The organism is Ruegeria sp. C11 (genome assembly GCF_056537725.1).
This window is the reverse complement of the sequence record NZ_JBQFSB010000004.1, coordinates 148,205-164,154: the sequence shown is the minus strand read 5'-3', so window position 1 is coordinate 164,154 and position 15,950 is coordinate 148,205. Positions and strand designations below refer to the sequence as shown.

14 protein-coding genes are annotated in these 15,950 nt (G+C 57.1%); 6 read left to right on the top strand and 8 right to left on the bottom strand.

Features of this window, described 5'->3' with window-relative positions; all coding sequences use genetic code 11:
- Positions 1–57: 57 nt before the first annotated feature.
- The 5 genes from ACR0NA_RS09435 to ACR0NA_RS09415 all read right to left on the bottom strand — a co-directional run bounded on the left by ACR0NA_RS09435 (position 58) and on the right by ACR0NA_RS09415 (position 4,308).
- The gene (locus tag ACR0NA_RS09435; protein ID WP_480728316.1) at positions 58–1,242 is read right to left on the bottom strand and encodes an amino acid aminotransferase; all 1,185 of its coding nucleotides are present in this window, start codon (positions 1,240–1,242) and stop codon (positions 58–60) included.
- Complete coding sequence (gene sseA, locus ACR0NA_RS09430) at positions 1,242–2,096, bottom strand: 3-mercaptopyruvate sulfurtransferase (protein ID WP_480728314.1); 855 nt, start codon at positions 2,094–2,096, stop codon at positions 1,242–1,244. The genes ACR0NA_RS09435 and sseA overlap by 1 nt, the downstream gene beginning before the upstream one ends.
- Positions 2,097–2,175: 79 nt before the next feature.
- Positions 2,176–3,312, bottom strand: coding sequence for a Hint domain-containing protein (locus ACR0NA_RS09425; protein ID WP_480728312.1), 1,137 nt, complete (start codon positions 3,310–3,312; stop codon positions 2,176–2,178).
- Between the two features lie 123 nt (positions 3,313–3,435).
- Positions 3,436–3,711 (bottom strand): CBU_0592 family membrane protein, encoded by a 276-nt coding sequence (locus tag ACR0NA_RS09420; protein WP_170653678.1) that lies wholly within the window; start codon positions 3,709–3,711, stop codon positions 3,436–3,438.
- Positions 3,712–3,750: 39 nt separating this feature from the next.
- Entirely contained in the window at positions 3,751–4,308 is a 558-nt protein-coding gene (locus ACR0NA_RS09415; protein ID WP_480728693.1) for a helix-turn-helix domain-containing protein, read from the bottom strand.
- Positions 4,309–4,413: 105 nt separating this feature from the next.
- Between ACR0NA_RS09415 and ilvD the strand changes: the two genes are divergently transcribed.
- Positions 4,414–6,246 (top strand): dihydroxy-acid dehydratase, encoded by a 1,833-nt coding sequence (ilvD, locus tag ACR0NA_RS09410; RefSeq protein ID WP_480728310.1) that lies wholly within the window; start codon positions 4,414–4,416, stop codon positions 6,244–6,246.
- A 98-nt stretch (positions 6,247–6,344) separates the two neighbouring features.
- Here the strand turns inward: ilvD and ACR0NA_RS09405 are convergent, their stop codons facing one another.
- On the bottom strand, positions 6,345–7,163 hold the full coding sequence (locus tag ACR0NA_RS09405; RefSeq protein WP_480728309.1) for a sulfotransferase family protein: 819 nt from the start codon (positions 7,161–7,163) through the stop codon (positions 6,345–6,347).
- Positions 7,164–7,307: 144 nt separating this feature from the next.
- Here ACR0NA_RS09405 and ACR0NA_RS09400 point away from each other — a divergent pair, with 144 nt between their 5' ends.
- Positions 7,308–8,885, top strand: a complete 1,578-nt coding sequence (locus ACR0NA_RS09400) for a DUF5928 domain-containing protein (RefSeq protein WP_480728307.1) — start codon at positions 7,308–7,310, stop codon at positions 8,883–8,885.
- A gap of 466 nt (positions 8,886–9,351) precedes the next feature.
- Here ACR0NA_RS09400 and ACR0NA_RS09395 read toward each other — a convergent pair whose 3' ends face one another.
- Complete coding sequence (locus tag ACR0NA_RS09395) at positions 9,352–10,311, bottom strand: GlxA family transcriptional regulator (RefSeq protein ID WP_480728305.1); 960 nt, start codon at positions 10,309–10,311, stop codon at positions 9,352–9,354.
- A gap of 77 nt (positions 10,312–10,388) precedes the next feature.
- Here ACR0NA_RS09395 and ACR0NA_RS09390 point away from each other — a divergent pair, with 77 nt between their 5' ends.
- Genes ACR0NA_RS09390 through ACR0NA_RS09380 form a run of 3 tightly spaced genes read left to right on the top strand, consistent with a single transcriptional unit; the run spans position 10,389 to position 14,370 of the window.
- A complete protein-coding gene (locus tag ACR0NA_RS09390; protein ID WP_170653668.1) occupies positions 10,389–11,549 on the top strand; it encodes an acyl-CoA dehydrogenase family protein in 1,161 nt (386 codons plus the stop codon).
- 29 nt (positions 11,550–11,578) lie between these two features.
- Positions 11,579–13,594 (top strand): acetate--CoA ligase family protein, encoded by a 2,016-nt coding sequence (locus ACR0NA_RS09385; RefSeq protein ID WP_480728303.1) that lies wholly within the window; start codon positions 11,579–11,581, stop codon positions 13,592–13,594.
- Positions 13,591–14,370: a carnitinyl-CoA dehydratase gene (locus tag ACR0NA_RS09380; protein ID WP_170653666.1), complete on the top strand. Its 780-nt coding sequence runs from the start codon at positions 13,591–13,593 to the stop codon at positions 14,368–14,370. Before ACR0NA_RS09385 ends, ACR0NA_RS09380 begins: the two co-directional genes overlap by 4 nt.
- Positions 14,371–14,376: 6 nt before the next feature.
- Here the strand turns inward: ACR0NA_RS09380 and ACR0NA_RS09375 are convergent, their stop codons facing one another.
- Complete coding sequence (locus tag ACR0NA_RS09375) at positions 14,377–15,009, bottom strand: class I SAM-dependent methyltransferase (protein WP_170653664.1); 633 nt, start codon at positions 15,007–15,009, stop codon at positions 14,377–14,379.
- An 88-nt stretch (positions 15,010–15,097) separates the two neighbouring features.
- Here ACR0NA_RS09375 and ACR0NA_RS09370 point away from each other — a divergent pair, with 88 nt between their 5' ends.
- Positions 15,098–15,949, top strand: coding sequence for an SDR family oxidoreductase (locus ACR0NA_RS09370; RefSeq protein WP_480728300.1), 852 nt, complete (start codon positions 15,098–15,100; stop codon positions 15,947–15,949).
- The last annotated feature ends 1 nt before the right edge of the window (position 15,950 follow it).

Below are 15,950 nucleotides of genomic sequence, written 5' to 3'. Positions count from 1 at the left end.
TCAATAAAAAAAAGCCGCGCTGTGCCGCGCGGCTTTTGTCATTCACAGATGGCTGGCTCAGACGCCCGCGTCGATGATTGCCTTGGCCAGAATTGGCACAGTCGCAGCATTCAATCCGGCAATGTTCAGGCGGCTGTCACCGACCATGTAAATCCCGTAATCATTGCGCAGCTTCTCGACCAGTTCGGGCGAAGCGCCCAAACGCGAGAACATGCCGCGGTGTTCCGCGATGAAACCGAAACGGTCTGATCCGCTCAGGCGCTGCAGTTCGTCCGCCAGTTGCTGACGCAGCTCCAGCATCGAAAGGCGAACCTCCTCCAGCTCGGCCTCCCAATCAGCCCGCAGTTCAGGATCGTTAAGAATTGTCGTGACAACCCGCGCACCGTGATCGGGGGGGAACGAATAGTTCTGGCGGTTCAGAAACGCCAGATTGCTTTGATTCAGCCCTGTATCTGCCCCGCCATTGCTGACGACCATCAACAAACCAGTTCGTTCACGGTAAACACCAAAATTCTTGGAGCACGACGCCGCGATCACACAATGCTTGACCGACGATGCAACAAGTCGGGTCGCCTGCGCGTCCTCTTCCAGACCGTCACCAAAGCCCTGATAGGCAATATCGATCATGGCAACCAGATCGCGCTCGTTGATCAGGGCCACGACCTCTTGCCATTGCACCAGATTAAGGTTCGCGCCGGTTGGGTTGTGACAACAGCCATGCAGCAGGACGACATCTCCGGCCTCGGCGGTTTTCAGATCCTCGATCATACCATCAAAATCGACACCGCGGGTCTCGCTGTCGAAATACCGATACTGAACCGTTTCGATTCCCAGATAGTTCAGGATCGACAAATGGTTCGGCCAGGTCGGGTTTGACACGAAAACACGGGCCTTCGGATTCGCCATGCGAATAAGCTCAAATGCCTGACGACATGCCCCTGTGCCACCCGGCGTTGCCACGGCCGCAATGTTTTCGCGCGGCACTGCGTTACCCAGAATCAGCCCGATCATCGCATCGGCAAATGCCGGATCACCTGCAAGCCCGGTATAGGCCTTGCTTTCCTGTTCCTCCAGAATGCGTCTCTCGGCCGCCTTGACCGCTCGCATGACCGGGGTCACCCCTTCGGCATTCTTGTAGACGCCCACACCCAGATCAATCTTTTGATCGCGCGGGTCGTCGCGGTACATCTGCATAAGCGCCAGAATATTGTCGGCTGGCTGCGCCTTCAGGTTTTCGAACATCAGGTTTCTCCGGTTGCGACGGGCAGGGTTGGGAAGGCACCCCATTCAGCCCAGGAGCCGTCGTAAAGTGAATGATCTTTCTTGCCCAAACGCTCAAGTGCAAGGCTGAGAATCGCGGCGGTCACGCCGGAACCACACGAGGTGATCGCGGGCTTGGACAGGTCAACGCCTGCCGCCTCGAATATTGCGCGGCATTCCTCAGGCGTTTTCATCGTGCCATCTTTGTTCAGCAATGCACCAAAGGGCACGTTCCGCGAGCCTGGAATATGGCCCGAGCGCAGGCCTTCGCGCGGCTCTGCTTCGCTACCAGTGAACCGACCCGCCGAACGGGCATCGATAATTTCATGATCGGCCAGCTTGGCGGCGGCAGATACCTGCGTGACGTCGCGCACAAGATGGTTCTGAACCCGCACGGTCATGTGGCGGTCGCGAATGACCGGTGGCAGATCTTCGATTTCACGCTCTTCAGCCTGCCATTTGGGCAGCCCACCGTCCAGAACGGCCACATTCTCTTGCCCCATAAGGCGAAACAGCCACCAGACCCGCGCGGCTGACATCAGCCCGGCGCCATCATACACCACGACCTGATGGCCATCGCCGACGCCCATCGCGCGCAGACGGGACATGAACTTTTCCACAGGCGGTGCCATGTGCGGTAGGTCCGAGCGATGATCGGAAATCTCGTCGATATCAAAGAAACGTGCGCCGGGGATATGTGCGGCCTCGTACTCGGCCCTGGCATCGCGCGCTTGCTGCGGCAAATACCACGACCCGTCCAGAACCCTCAGGTCCGGGTCCTTGATATGAGCGGCAAGCCATTCAGTGGAAACAAGGGTTTTCGGATCGTCCTGCATCAAAGCCTCCCCTACGCGCACATTGGTGTCCCTATACTGCCGGGAAATGTGACGCAAGATACAGGATATTCGCAGGCCGCTATTGCCCGCGCCCAACACGCTGCGGCGACGGGTAAGAGATGGCGGCAGGTTGCAGGTCTTTGCCGTTCTTTTGCATTCGTTCCAGAAGGTGCCGCAAGCGCCGCCCCTGCGCAATTTGGCGACACGGGGTTACGGCGTTGGTGGCCGATGGCAGGTTTCCGGCCTGACTCCAAAGCGATCCGTCAAGCAGCCCGGCGGTGGACTGATCCGCAATCAGCAGGCTTTCAACCAGCGCCCCATTGACGTCGATGATTTCATGTCGATCAAACAGCAGATGCACATAGATCACGCCATCGGAGCACTCCGCAGCGGTGATACCATCAAAGGCATCCAGCTTTTTCGCCGCAGCAAGAACTTCTTCGCTACCAAACATGCGTTGCGCCACTGCGGATCGGATCAGAACCCTGTGCTGCGGCGAAAGATGCAGGTCTGTTCTGGGCACGCCCTCTGACAGTGCACCCTGCTCCAACAAAATCGGTCGCTGCAGGGGATGATTGCTGAGTTCCTGGGCCGTTACGCGCCTCAGGCCCACCCAACGAAGCGGCTGATAGCCGTGGTCCAATGTCCAGACCAGATCGCCCGCCGCAAGTTGCGTTGGGCAAACCAGACCTTTGGACGTGCGAACCGCGCTTCCGGCTGTTAGGCACAAGACGGCATCCCCGGGCGTTGCAGGCCCGATCGTCTGATTGCCGAAGATGTCCCACTGATAGCTTTCACCCGGTGAAAGCGCACGATGGTCCAGAAACGAGTCCGAAGCCGCACCACTCGCTGCGCCTTCTGTTGCCGTGATCGTACCCTGCCTGTCAGAGCTGAAAAACGAGATGACATTGCCCGATGATGTATCGGTCAGTGCGACGCCGCTGGCCTCGTTCGCATTGCTGGGTCCGTTTCTCAGGCCCAGCGGGATGACGTAGACGGTGAATCCGGGATTATCAGGATCAGGTGTGCCGGTCAGGCTGGACAGCGTGACCTCGCCCCCCGGAATACCGGCAGAGGTGTGCAGGGTTCCGTCGTCACGATAGGCACTGACAACAAAATCGGCGGGGTTGTCTCCGGGGCCAAGAATGATTTCGACGGTTTCGCCGTTTGGTGCGCCACCGCCGCCGCGAAAATCGATTTCCGAGATGAATGCCATGTTCCGGTACCCGGCCGCCTTGTCTGAATCTAACGCTAGGGCTCGCTTGCGCTATCACCAGCCACGGAACGCCACATGCTCTCCAAACTAAATCCGAAGGGTATGAATATTGCGTTTCGTTTCCTAACGCAAACCACCCCGGCGCAGGCGTATATGTTGAACGATGCCGACCAGACTGATCGCAATCCAGAAACTCTCGATCAGCATCGAGGCGAGATTGAAGTTCTGTAAAAGTGAATAGACGATCAGGACCGACCCCAGCATGTTGACCACCGGAAAAGCCAGATCTTCGGAATTCATCCAGCGCATCTGAGTGGCGAAATACGCCGCAACCACCATAAGTGCCCCAAATGAACCGACAGCATCTGCCAGCGTCAGGGTGTCAAAAAATGCCGTCATGTTCTGCCTCCGAAAAGCGATGTTCCAATACTGATGGCATCAGACGATCGCCGCGCCCTGCTGCGCATAGTGGTGCATGTTGAGGAATGCTGCGCCCGCCCCGCCAGCACGGTAGCCATGTGGCAGATCAGCGGCAAAACGCAACCCCTGACCGGCCTGCAGCGTAATCCACTCTCCATCACGCAGCACATCCAGCGTGCCATCCAGTACAAAAACCTCTTCGGTCACGCCGGCCGCATGGGCGGGGGACTCGTGACACTGGTCCGCTGTCAAATCAACGTGAAACGTCTCGGCCCCAAGGGTCGGGTCGAACGGGAATACGATCTTTACCTTGATACTGCCGGGAAAGGTCACTGTGCGGAACACATCGGTATCTGCCGGATCACGCAGCTCTGCGGATCCGATCAGCGCGCTCAGCGGTAATTGAAACCCCTTGGCAATCTTCCACAGTGTGGCGATGGTCGGGCTTGATTCGCCGCGCTCGATCTGGCCCAACATCGCCTTGCTGACCCCGGTCATTTCAGCCACTTTCGACAGGCTCAGACCCGCTGCGGCGCGTACATCGCGTAGTCTGAGGGTAATATCGTCCGAATCCATGCTCATGCCCTGCAATATAGCTTGTACGTTATAACGCACATAGGGTAGCGTGCGCTATAACATACGCAACCCCTATCGCAGGGCGGGCAAAAGGGAAACAGAATCATGCCAATGTACCGATCCAGAACTTCCACACACGGCCGCAACATGGCCGGTGCCCGCGGGCTGTGGCGCGCCACCGGCATGACCGAGAGCGATTTTGGCAAGCCGATCATCGCCATCGTCAACTCGTTCACGCAGTTCGTTCCGGGCCACGTACATCTGAAGGATCTGGGCCAGATGGTCGCCCGCGAGGTCGAGGCCGCAGGCGGCGTCGCCAAAGAGTTCAACACCATCGCGGTGGATGACGGTATCGCCATGGGCCATGATGGTATGCTGTATTCGCTGCCTTCGCGCGAGGTGATTGCCGATTCCGTCGAATACATGGTCAACGCCCATTGCGCCGATGCCATGGTCTGTATCTCGAACTGTGACAAGATCACGCCCGGAATGCTGATGGCGGCGATGCGCCTGAACATCCCTGCCATCTTTGTCTCTGGCGGGCCAATGGAGGCAGGCAAGATCGACATTGCCGATCTGGACGTCAAAAAGATCGACCTTGTCGATGCGATGGTCGCTGCCGCCGATGATCATTACACTGATGAGCAGGTGAAGCATATCGAGGAAAACGCCTGCCCAACTTGCGGGTCTTGCTCGGGCATGTTTACCGCCAACTCGATGAACTGTCTGGCCGAGGCACTGGGTCTGGCGCTGCCGGGCAATGGCTCGACGCTGGCCACCCATGCCGACCGCAAGGACCTGTTCCTTGAAGCTGGACGCCGCATCGTCGAGATCACCAAGCGCCACTATGAGCTGGACGAAAAAGGCTTCCTGCCGCGTGAGATCGCAACCTTCCAAGCGTTTGAAAACGCCATGAGCCTCGATATCGCCATGGGTGGCTCGACCAACACCGTGCTGCACCTGTTGGCCATCGCGCATGAAGGCGAGGTTCATTTCAACATGAGCGATATGGATCACCTGAGCCGCAAGGTGCCGTGTCTGTGCAAGGTCGCGCCAAATACCGAGAACGTACACATGGAAGACGTCCACCGCGCGGGCGGCATCTTCTCGATTCTGGGCGAACTGAGCCGGGCGGGGCTGCTGCACGAAGATTGCAGCACGGTGCATTCGGCGACAATGGCTGAGGCGATTGCAAACTGGGACATCAAGATCGCCAACAACCCCAAGGCGCAGGAACTGTTCAAGGCTGCGCCCGGCGGCGTTCGCACCACGCAGGCTTTCAGCCAGTCAAACCGATACAAGGAACTGGACACCGACCGCGAAAACGGCGTTATCCGGAACAAAGAGCACGCGTTCAGCCAGGATGGTGGACTGGCGGTGCTGTTCGGTAACATCGCCCGCGAGGGGTGCATCGTAAAAACCGCAGGCGTCGACCCGAACAGCCTGACCTTCACCGGCACCGCCTATGTCTGCGAAAGTCAGGATCAGGCGGTCAACGACATCCTGACCGGCAAGGTCGAGGCAGGTGACGTGGTCGTAATCCGCTACGAAGGTCCCCGCGGTGGGCCAGGCATGCAGGAAATGCTGTATCCGACCTCCTATCTGAAATCCAAAGGTCTGGGCAAAGCCTGCGCCCTGCTGACCGACGGCCGCTTTTCGGGCGGCACCTCCGGGCTCTCGATCGGCCATGTCTCACCTGAGGCGGCCGAAGGCGGTGAGATCGGTTTGGTGCAACAGGGTGACAAGATCGAGATCGACATCCCCAACCGCACCATCCATCTGGCTGTGTCGGACGAGGAACTGGCGGCGCGGCGCGAAGAACAGGACGAAAAGGGTTGGGTGCCCGCAGAGCCACGCAAACGCAAGGTGTCTACTGCGCTCAAGGCCTATGCCAAACTGACAACCAGTGCGGCGAAAGGGGCCGTGCGACAGGTCTGATCAAACCTGGGCCTGGCACCGCGCATTCTGCGGTGCCAGGCCCAACCGGAAAAGATGTCTCGTCAGAGGCATTGGTGACAAGTGCGGAACTTACCGCTTCAGTCACCCAGTTTTGCGTGAATTTCGTCCAGGTCGATCTCACCTGTCGGCATCTTGTTGGCCGGGTTTTCAAAATCGTATTTGAACAGCTCGAAATCGCTTTTGTAGATTTCATACACGAGATGCATCGACAGATCGTCAAAGTAGTCCTCTACTGGATGCGCACGCTTCGGGCCGTGCCCCTCGGACTCGTTGAACCGAGGAATTTCAGACAGATTTATCGAGTTGGGTGTTTCGATATGGTTCAGGACGCCCTGCATTCCGTCATTGAACTTTTCGGTCCAGAATATTTGGTCATACCGACCGCCGTTGACGATAAAGGTTGATACATGCCCCGACATGGCCGACCAGTGAATGTCCGGGTCCATCGGGCGACGCCAGCGGATCGTGTCACGGGCAAACAGCAGAAAGCGCCGGAAGCTCTTGATCTGGTCAAAATCACCCTGCCCGTCATCGCCGCCGACCTCGATCCCGTAGTTGTAGACCAGCGATGGAACAAGATTTCCGCGATAGCGGCGGCCGTTGCGTTGGATACCGCAAATCTTGTCGAAGAATGAGCTTAGGATACGTGTATACGGGTTGCGAACACAGGTGAATGCATAAGAACGATGCGCACGGACATTGTTGGTAATGGGCCCCTGGCTCTGATCGAAGGCCCATTTATGCATGCCGTCTTTGGCATCGTGAATGTCGCCGTCAAAGAACTGCCCGTGATCCGAAAAATACATGATCTGGCCGATGGTTGAACATGCGCATTTCGGCACGACGCGGTAAACCACGCTTTCGCTTTCCGTCATCCACGTGCCTGGAAATCCCATATGCCACCCCTCCTTCGCCTGCCGAGTCTCAAACTGATCGGCCAGCTTTTGGGTTCAAAGAACCAAAAATATTCTGTTTATTCAATCGCTCATCCTCAGTATCAGGGGTGAAACCAGGCGGAAACCGGAAAAATCGTACCTATAATGGCAAGAATTGCGTATATTTTGCTGTGCCACAAAGGTCCTGATGCAATCATCGCACAGGCCGAACAGTTGACAGCTGCTGGCGACTGCATGGCGATCCATTTCGATGCCCGTGCCAGCGCGGTTGATTACAACCGCATTCGCAATGCGCTGAAAGACAACCCAAATGTCACATTCGCACGCAAACGCATCAAATGCGGCTGGGGGGCGTGGTCACTGGTTCAGGCCACCTTGCACGCAATAGAGGCTGCGGTTGAGGCGTTCCCGCGCGCTACGCATTTCTACATGCTGTCGGGCGACTGCATGGCGATCAAGACGGCGGAATATACCCATCGCTTTCTGGATGAAAACGACGCTGATTTTATCGAAAGTCACGACTTTTTCGAAAGCGACTGGATCAAGACCGGAATGAAGGAAGACCGGCTGATCTATCGCCACTATTTCAACGAAAGAACGCAAGCCCGGCGATTTTACACATCTTACGAACTGCAAAAGAAATTCGGGCTGACCCGCGAAGTTCCGCATGACATGCAGATCATGATCGGTAGCCAATGGTGGTGCCTGCGCCGTCGGACCATCGAAATGATACTTGAGTTTCTGCGCAAGCGCCGGGACGTAAAGAGGTTCTTTTCGACGACGTGGATTCCGGACGAGACGTTCTTTCAAACGCTCGTGCGCCACTTCGTTCCCAAGGAAGAGATCGAGAACCGGACGCTCACGTTCCTGATCTTCTCGGACTATGGCATGCCGGTCACGTTCTGCAATGACCACTATGACATGCTTTTGGCCCAAGACTATCTGTTCGCCCGTAAAATCAGCCCGGAAGCGACAGAACTGAAAGAGCGTCTGGGCAATCTTTACGCCAGCAGTGGCGTGGAATTCCGCGTCTCGAACGAGGGCCGGAACCTGTACAGCTTTCTGGCAGGCCGCGGCAGGGTCGGACGCCGGTTCGGACGCCGGTTCTGGGAGGTGGGCAGCACCACAGGACCCGAACGTCAGCTATTTCTGGTTGTTTGCAAAAAGTGGCACGTCGCAAAGCGGCTTGTGCAACGGATCAGCGATGAAACGGATATCAAAAGCGTCCAGTACTTGTTCAACGAAGAGGACACATGGCTTCCTGATCTCGGGGGCATTCAGGCCACGCTTGAGAAACGCAACCGGCATCGTCGTGCTGTTGTTGGAATGCTGTTCGAACAATTCGATACCGACAAGCTGATAATATGTGTCGATCCGGCAAATCTGGATCTGATCCAGGATTTTTGTGCCGATCAGGCAAAGACGCATGTCATGGAAATCAGATGCCAGTATTCCGACGACTATCTGATTGGGCACGCCCATCGTGTCGGGTTGGCGGCACCCCACACTCCGGAAGCAACCATGAAACACTTGCTGCCGACAATCCGTAACGATCTGGCTTACGAATCTGATTGTATCCGCGATGCGGGTATCGACCAGCTCTGGCGGATTGCCGAGACGTCTTCCATGGATGAGAACGCAAATAATATTGCTGAGTTTCTGTCACTCTCTGAGGATCAGAGCAGAAAGATCATGCAGTTGGATTATCTGTTCACCGACTGAACGCAAACCGTCCGGCCCTATGTCAAACCGTGGTTCAGGACTGTACTGCCATCCGGACACGAACCTGAATTCCGAGAACCGCGAAGCACCAAGGCAGAACCTTCTGCACCACTACCAATTGAAGTTGGGATTTTCGTGGGGTGGCACGCCGAACTCTTACCCCCCTGAGGAATACTAACGTGATAAAATAAAGACGTGCCACCCTCACTGTCAGTCTGTCATTATGGCGAAAATGTGTCCAAGCTTTTCTTTGAAATTGACTGTCGCCACCGCGGAAACCAGTTGATTGAACGGAATGCGATCAACCTGTGATAGCGGCGCGTTTGGGCCTAGTCAGACTGGCAAGTGTGTCTGACTTCTGCGCCGAAATTGCCGTTGGGTGCCGGTTTTGAGGGTACCAAGCACGATGTCACAGAATCCAATTACATGCAGGAGAATAAGATCGTTCTTCAGGAAAACACTGCAATCAGTCTCTAACCTTATCAAGGCCAGCCCTCATCGCTCGCGGAGATGCGCCAAACTCAGCGCGAAATGCACGTGTCATCGCACTCGGATTACCATAGCCTGAACGCAAGGCGATCTCGCCAACCGAAAGGTCCGTTTCAACCACAAGCTTTCGCGCCAGATTTAGTCGCAGGCGGCGATAGACTTGGGCCGGGTTCGCACCAAGCTCGGCTTGCATGCGCGTCTCAAGTACCTTCAGCGATCTGCCGATCCGCCGTGCGATTTCAGGAATTGAGATGGGATCCTCTACATGTTCCTGCATCAGTGCCAGTGCCTTGTTGACCGAAATACTGGTCGATCCGGCCCCCCCAAAATGAGAGCGAGCCGACTCGCGCGTCATGAACAGTTGCGCGACCTCCAACGCCAGCGCCTGTCCATAATCCCGCCCGATCAGGTGCATGATCAGGTCAAAAGCCGCCATTGCCCCAGAACATGTGATGCGGTTTTCATCAATGACGTAGCGCTCCCTGCTGCTTTCAACCTCGGGGAACCGTTCTGAAAAGGCCGTTAGTTCCTCCCAATGGATTGTGGCCCGATAACCGTCGAGCAATCCAGCTTCGGCCAACAACCAGCTTCCGGTATCCATGCCGCACAGAACCTGAAATCGAGCCGCCGCAGAACGCAGACTGGCTTGGGTCCGCCATCCCCCATGCGCCTGAAACCCGTAGGACGGCATGACCACCAGCATATCCCCGGCTGTTTCGGACAAAGTAGCATGTGGAGCAACCTGCAGACCGGATGAAGACGTAACAGGCCCCGGCCCCAGCGACAGAAAACGCCATTCAAACAAAAGGCGACCCGATAGCGTATTCGCCGCCCGCAAGGGTTCAACTGTGTTCGCAAGGCAGTGGTTCGAAAATCCATCGAACAGAAGAACACCAAAGTTCTGCGCTGCGGTGGCAGGTTTTTTCCAATCTGGCATGAAAGATGTCTATTCCTGCATGATACGTCAGGCAAGTCCCTTCAAGCTGACTCCAAATCCAAATCTGGAGATCAGCAATGCAGTATGGCCTGTCCGAAGAGCAGGAGATGATTGTCTCAACCGTCCGCAGCTTTGTGGAGAACGAGATTTATCCCCATGAAGACCTCGTGGAACGTAGCGGTGAAGTTCCGAAAGAGATTGCCGACGACATCAAACGCAAGACGTTGGAGTTGGGATTTTACGCCTGCAACTTCCCCGAAAGCGTCGGGGGCGCCGGACTGAATCATCTGGAATTCGCTCTGGTCGAACGTGAACTTGGGCGCGGCTCGATGGCATTGAACCATTTCTTTGGCCGACCGCAGAACATCCTGATGGCCTGCGAAGGCGATCAGATCGAAAAATACCTGATGCCCGCAGTGCGGGGCGAGAAGATGGACGCCCTTGCAATGACCGAGCCGGGCGCGGGTTCGGACGTGCGTGGGATGAAGTGTTCAGCGGTGCGCGATGGCGGTGACTGGGTCGTAAACGGCACCAAACATTTCATCTCGGGCGCCGAACATGCCGACTTCATCATCGTGTTTATCGCAACAGGTGAAGATCAGACGCCTAAGGGTCCAAAGAAACGAATTACAGCATTTCTGGTGGACCGTGGCACACCCGGCTTCACAATTCGGGATGGCTACAAATCCGTCAGCCACCGCGGCTACAAGAACATGGTGCTTGAATTCGACGATTGCAGGCTTCCCGATGCTCAGGTTCTGGGTGAGGTCGATGGTGGCTTCGATGTGATGAACACGTGGCTTTACGCGACCCGGATCACGGTCGCGGCAATGAGTGTTGGACGCGCACGCCGGGCCTTTGACTTTGCGCTGGATTATGCGGCGACACGCGAGCAATTCGGCCAGAAAATCGGAAAGTTCCAGGGCGTGAGCTTTCAGATTGCCGACATGATCACCGAAATTGATGCAGCAGATCTGTTGACGCTTGCGGCTGCGGATCGCCTGGACAAGGGCTTGCCGGCGAACCGGGAAATCGCCTCTGCCAAGCTCTATGCATCGGAAATGCTGGCCCGGGTAACCGACGCTGCGATTCAGGTGCATGGTGGAATGGGCCTGATGGACGATTATCCGCTTGAACGTTTCTGGCGCGACGCGCGGGTTGAACGGATCTGGGACGGAACCAGCGAAATTCAACGCCACATTATCAGCCGCGACTTATTGCGGGCCTTGGGTGCATGATAGAAGTGGAAAGATCGCGCTGGCGCTCAATGTCTCGCCTAACCAGAGTTCTGGCACCTGCGACACTTGCTGTTATTGGCGGCGGGGCATGGTGCAAGGAAGTCATCCGACAGGCGCGCAAAATCGGGTTTGAGGGTGAGATTTGGCCCGTACACCCAAGGTCTGGTGAGATTCTGGGTGAGCAGGCCTTTGCAACCATCGAGGACCTGCCCGGTGCGCCGGACGTGGCCTTCGTTGGCATCAACCGACAAGCTTCTATCGAAGCCGTTGCGGCCCTGTCCCTCAAAGGAGCAGGCGGCGCTGTCTGTTTTGCATCGGGTTTCACCGAGGCTATTGCCGAAGATGCAGGGGCTGCTGATTTGCAAACCCGGTTGGTTGCTGCTGCTGGCGATATGCCCATCCTTGGCCCGAACTGCTACGGCTTCGTAAATGCGCTTGAACGGGTGGCGATCTGGCCGGACCAGCACGGGATGAAGCCGGTGGATCAGGGTGTGGCGATCCTGACGCAGAGCTCCAACATTGCCATCAACATGACAATGCAAAGTCGTGCCTTGCCTTTGGCGTTTATGTTGACCTGCGGCAATCAGGCCCAGACACATCAGGCCGACATTGCTTCGGCATTGCTGGAGGACGACCGTATCACCGCGATCGGCGTTCACATTGAAGGCTTTGGTGACCTGAGAAAATGGGAGGCTTTAGCTGAACGCGCCCGGGCCAAGGGTGTTCCTATCGTCGCGCTCAAGGTGGGACGGTCGGCCCATGCGCAGGCCGCAACGATTTCGCACACCGCTTCGCTGGCCGGCAGTGATGCGGGCGCGCAGGCGTTTCTGGATCGGTTGGGGATTGCCCGGCTCTCGGACATCCCGAGTTTTCTGGAGACGCTCAAGCTTCTGCACGTAACAGGGCGGCTGGAAAGCAATGCCATTGCCTCAATCAGCTGTTCCGGGGGTGAGGCCAGCCTGATCGCCGACATGGCCGAAGGCCGAAATCTGGTATTTCCACCGCTGACGCATGCCCGGCGTGAAGCATTGGGTCAGGCGCTTGGCCCAATGGTGGCGTTGGCCAATCCGCTGGACTATCACACGTATATTTGGCGGGATACTCAGGCAATGACCCGGGCCTGGTCTGCCATGGCGGGACCGGATGTGGCTCTAACCATAACGATTGTGGACTATCCGCATACAGATGTAACGGATTGGAAATGTGCCACCGAGGCGGCGTTGAACTGCGCCCGTGATACTGGCAGACCCTTTGCCGTTGCTGCCGGTTTGCCTGAACTGATGCCCGAGGATGTGGCACATCAATTGATGAGCGGGGGCGTAGTTCCATTCGCTGGATTGCACGAGGCGCTTTCAGCTGCTGAAGCCGCATCACGTCCGCAACCCGAAGCCGCAGAACCTGTGTTGTTGCCTACCAGTGGTACAGCTGATCTGGTTCTGACCGAAGCGGAGGCCAAAGACGCCTTGGCCGAATTTGGTGTAAATACGCCCCGGCGTGTTTTGGCGACGGCAGGAGGAGTTGACCATGCCGTTTGTCAGATGCGACCGCCGTTTGCCGTCAAAGGGGTTGGGCTGGCCCACAAGACCGAACACGGGGCGGTAAAGCTTGGCGTCAATACCGAAGATCTGACTTCCGTAACCGAAGAAATCGGAACCAACGAGGTTCTGATCGAAGAGATGGTGACCGGTGGCGTGGCAGAATTGCTGATCGGTGTCACACGCGACCCTGCGCATGGTTTTGTCCTGACGCTTGGCGCCGGCGGGGTGTTGACCGAGATTCTGCGCGATTCCGTTTCAGTTCTGATCCCTTCGAGCAGAGACGCAGTAAAATCTGCGTTTGGAAAGCTAGCCTGTGCGCCCCTTTTGGGTGGGTATCGCGGAAACCCCGCTGCGAACATGGACGCGGTTCTGGATGCTGTCGAAGCCGTTCAAAGATACGTGGTTGCCAATGCGGCAACTGTCAGTGAAGTTGAAATCAACCCGCTCATATGCACCGCAGAAACTGCGGTGGCAGTAGATGCCCTGATCCGAAAGGCCAGTTCATGAACCCTGTAAAGACGAGGCGCGATGGCGCCATTCTGGAAGTCACCCTGGATCGTCCCAAGGCAAACGCGATTGATCTGGCGACCAGCCGCGTGATGGGTGAGGTCTTTCGCGATTTTCGCGATGATCCCGATCTGAGGGTCGCGATCCTAACTGCTGGTGGAGAAAAGTTCTTTTGCCCGGGGTGGGATCTGAAGGCGGCGGCAGATGGCGATGCGGTGGACGGTGACTATGGCGTTGGCGGATTCGGGGGGCTGCAGGAATTACGGGACATGAACAAACCGGTCATCGCGGCGGTGAACGGAATTGCCTGTGGTGGTGGTCTGGAGCTCGCCCTCAGCGCGGACATGATCTTGGCGGCAGACCATGCGACCTTTGCCCTGCCCGAGATCCGGTCAGGTACTGTCGCAGATGCGGCCAGTGTGAAGCTGCCAAAACGCATCCCGTATCATATCGCCATGGAGTTGCTGTTGACCGGGCGCTGGTTCGACGCAGAAGAGGCGCACAGATGGGGCCTGATAAACGAAATTGTTCCCGCCGATCAACTTCTTGACCGGGCCTGGGAGCTGGCCCGCCTTTTGGCGAGTGGTCCGCCACTTGTTTACGCTGCGATCAAAGAGGTCGTGCGCGAGGCCGAAGACTCCAAGTTCCAGGATGTCATGAACAAGATCACCAAACGCCAGTTGCGTACCGTGGACGTTCTTTATGGCTCCGATGATAACAAGGAAGGTGCGCTGGCCTTTGCCGAAAAGCGCGATCCCGTGTGGAAAGGGCGATAACGCCTCTCAGGCCTTGTCAAACAATGCGATGAACGCCGTGTCGTCCTTGTTGGGACCGGCAGCGAGGTCGCCATAGATACGGACTTCGGGCAAGGTCAGGTTATCAATCTGGCCTTGCTCCATTTTACGCAGGGCGTCGGCAAATCCCATCGTCTCAAAGTGTTTTGCATTGATCGACAGGGCAAATTGCGCACCGGGTCGGGCAATACGCAGCAGCGCCGGCAGGGCCTCGGGCCCGAGGTGGCCGTGCGTGAAGGTTCCGGATGAGACGATGCCGGAATAGCTGTCGCGCGGAACCGGAATACCCTGATTCAGATCAGCCTCGATCGCGTCGCGGTAAATGTCCTTGCGCATCGCCTGATCCAGCATTTCGGCGCTGATATCCGTGGCATCGATAGGCCCTACTCCCAGCCCGGCCAGAATGGCACCGCAAAGGCCTGTGCCCGCACCAACATCCAGCACCGGACCCTGCCCCCCCGCACCAACGAAAGCGCGGGCAGTGTGGATATGCAGCTGATAATCTTCGAGCGCCGCAAAACTATCGTCATAGTCTCCGGCCCATTCTGCATAGAGCAGTTTGTGATCTTCGGGGGTTTCCAGTGCGTAAGCGGCGTGCAGGTTCGGTTTTTTATCGGTCATGACTTAATGAAAGGCGCAACAGGAGATTCGAATCAAGTGCGTCCATCCGGCGCTTGCATCCTTTTTGCAGCCGGATCATCTAGGTGGCATGACTGGTACGTTACTTTCTTTCGGACACGGATATTCGGCCCGGGCGCTGTCCCGGCAGCTGAAGCCTCTGGGCTGGCAAATTATCGGCACGACGCGCAATCCCGAGCAGGACGGCGAAATCCGTGGCTCGGGCGCACATCCGGTTGTCTGGCCCGGTGAAACGCCTTCCTTCGATGGTGTTACCCATTTGCTCATCTCGACAGCGCCAGATGCAGATGGCGACCCCGTTCTCAGTGAATTGGGCGATGAGATTGCAAACCGCGCAGCACAGTTTTCCTGGGTTGGATACCTGTCCACAACCGCGGTCTACGGGGACCACAAGGGGGGATGGGTGGATGAGGGTACTGCACCCGCGCCAACGGCAAAACGTGGCCGGTGGCGGGTCAGCGCCGAAGAGCAATGGGCCGCGATACCCGGCCTTCCCCTTCACATCTTTCGGCTCGCCGGGATATACGGACCGGGCCGTGGCCCATTTTCCAAGCTCAAACGCGGTGGATTGCGGCGGATCATCAAGCCGGGGCAGGTGTTTTCGCGCATCCACGTTGAGGACATAGCACAGGTCCTGATGGCTTCGATGGCACAGCCAAATCCGGGTGCGATCTACAATGTCTGCGATGACGAACCGGTGCCACCGCAGGACGTGATCGGTTATGCGGCGGAACTGCAGGGCCTGCCCCTTCCTCCCGCGGTACCGTTTGACGAGGCCGAAATGACGCCGATGGCGCGCAGTTTTTACGAGGAAAACAAGCGGGTTCGGAATGACCGGATCAAGAATGAGTTGGGGGTAAAACTGATCTACCCGAATTACCGGGTTGGATTAGAGGCGCTGGTGACATCAGACAATTTCTGAG

Coding starts and splice junctions, on each gene's coding strand:
- ACR0NA_RS09425 (WP_480728312.1), bottom strand. CDS start 3,312: ATGGCATTCATCTCGGAAATCGATTTTCGCGGCGGCGGTGGCGCACCA.
- ACR0NA_RS09395 (WP_480728305.1), bottom strand. CDS start 10,311: ATGCCAGATTGGAAAAAACCTGCCACCGCAGCGCAGAACTTTGGTGTT.
- ACR0NA_RS09390 (WP_170653668.1), top strand. CDS start 10,389: ATGCAGTATGGCCTGTCCGAAGAGCAGGAGATGATTGTCTCAACCGTC.
- ACR0NA_RS09420 (WP_170653678.1), bottom strand. CDS start 3,711: ATGACGGCATTTTTTGACACCCTGACGCTGGCAGATGCTGTCGGTTCA.
- ACR0NA_RS09375 (WP_170653664.1), bottom strand. CDS start 15,009: ATGACCGATAAAAAACCGAACCTGCACGCCGCTTACGCACTGGAAACC.
- ilvD (WP_480728310.1), top strand. CDS start 4,414: ATGCCAATGTACCGATCCAGAACTTCCACACACGGCCGCAACATGGCC.
- ACR0NA_RS09370 (WP_480728300.1), top strand. CDS start 15,098: ATGACTGGTACGTTACTTTCTTTCGGACACGGATATTCGGCCCGGGCG.
- ACR0NA_RS09400 (WP_480728307.1), top strand. CDS start 7,308: ATGGCAAGAATTGCGTATATTTTGCTGTGCCACAAAGGTCCTGATGCA.
- ACR0NA_RS09385 (WP_480728303.1), top strand. CDS start 11,579: ATGTCTCGCCTAACCAGAGTTCTGGCACCTGCGACACTTGCTGTTATT.
- ACR0NA_RS09435 (WP_480728316.1), bottom strand. CDS start 1,242: ATGTTCGAAAACCTGAAGGCGCAGCCAGCCGACAATATTCTGGCGCTT.
- ACR0NA_RS09405 (WP_480728309.1), bottom strand. CDS start 7,163: ATGGGATTTCCAGGCACGTGGATGACGGAAAGCGAAAGCGTGGTTTAC.
- ACR0NA_RS09415 (WP_480728693.1), bottom strand. CDS start 4,308: ATGGATTCGGACGATATTACCCTCAGACTACGCGATGTACGCGCCGCA.
- ACR0NA_RS09380 (WP_170653666.1), top strand. CDS start 13,591: ATGAACCCTGTAAAGACGAGGCGCGATGGCGCCATTCTGGAAGTCACC.
- sseA (WP_480728314.1), bottom strand. CDS start 2,096: ATGCAGGACGATCCGAAAACCCTTGTTTCCACTGAATGGCTTGCCGCT.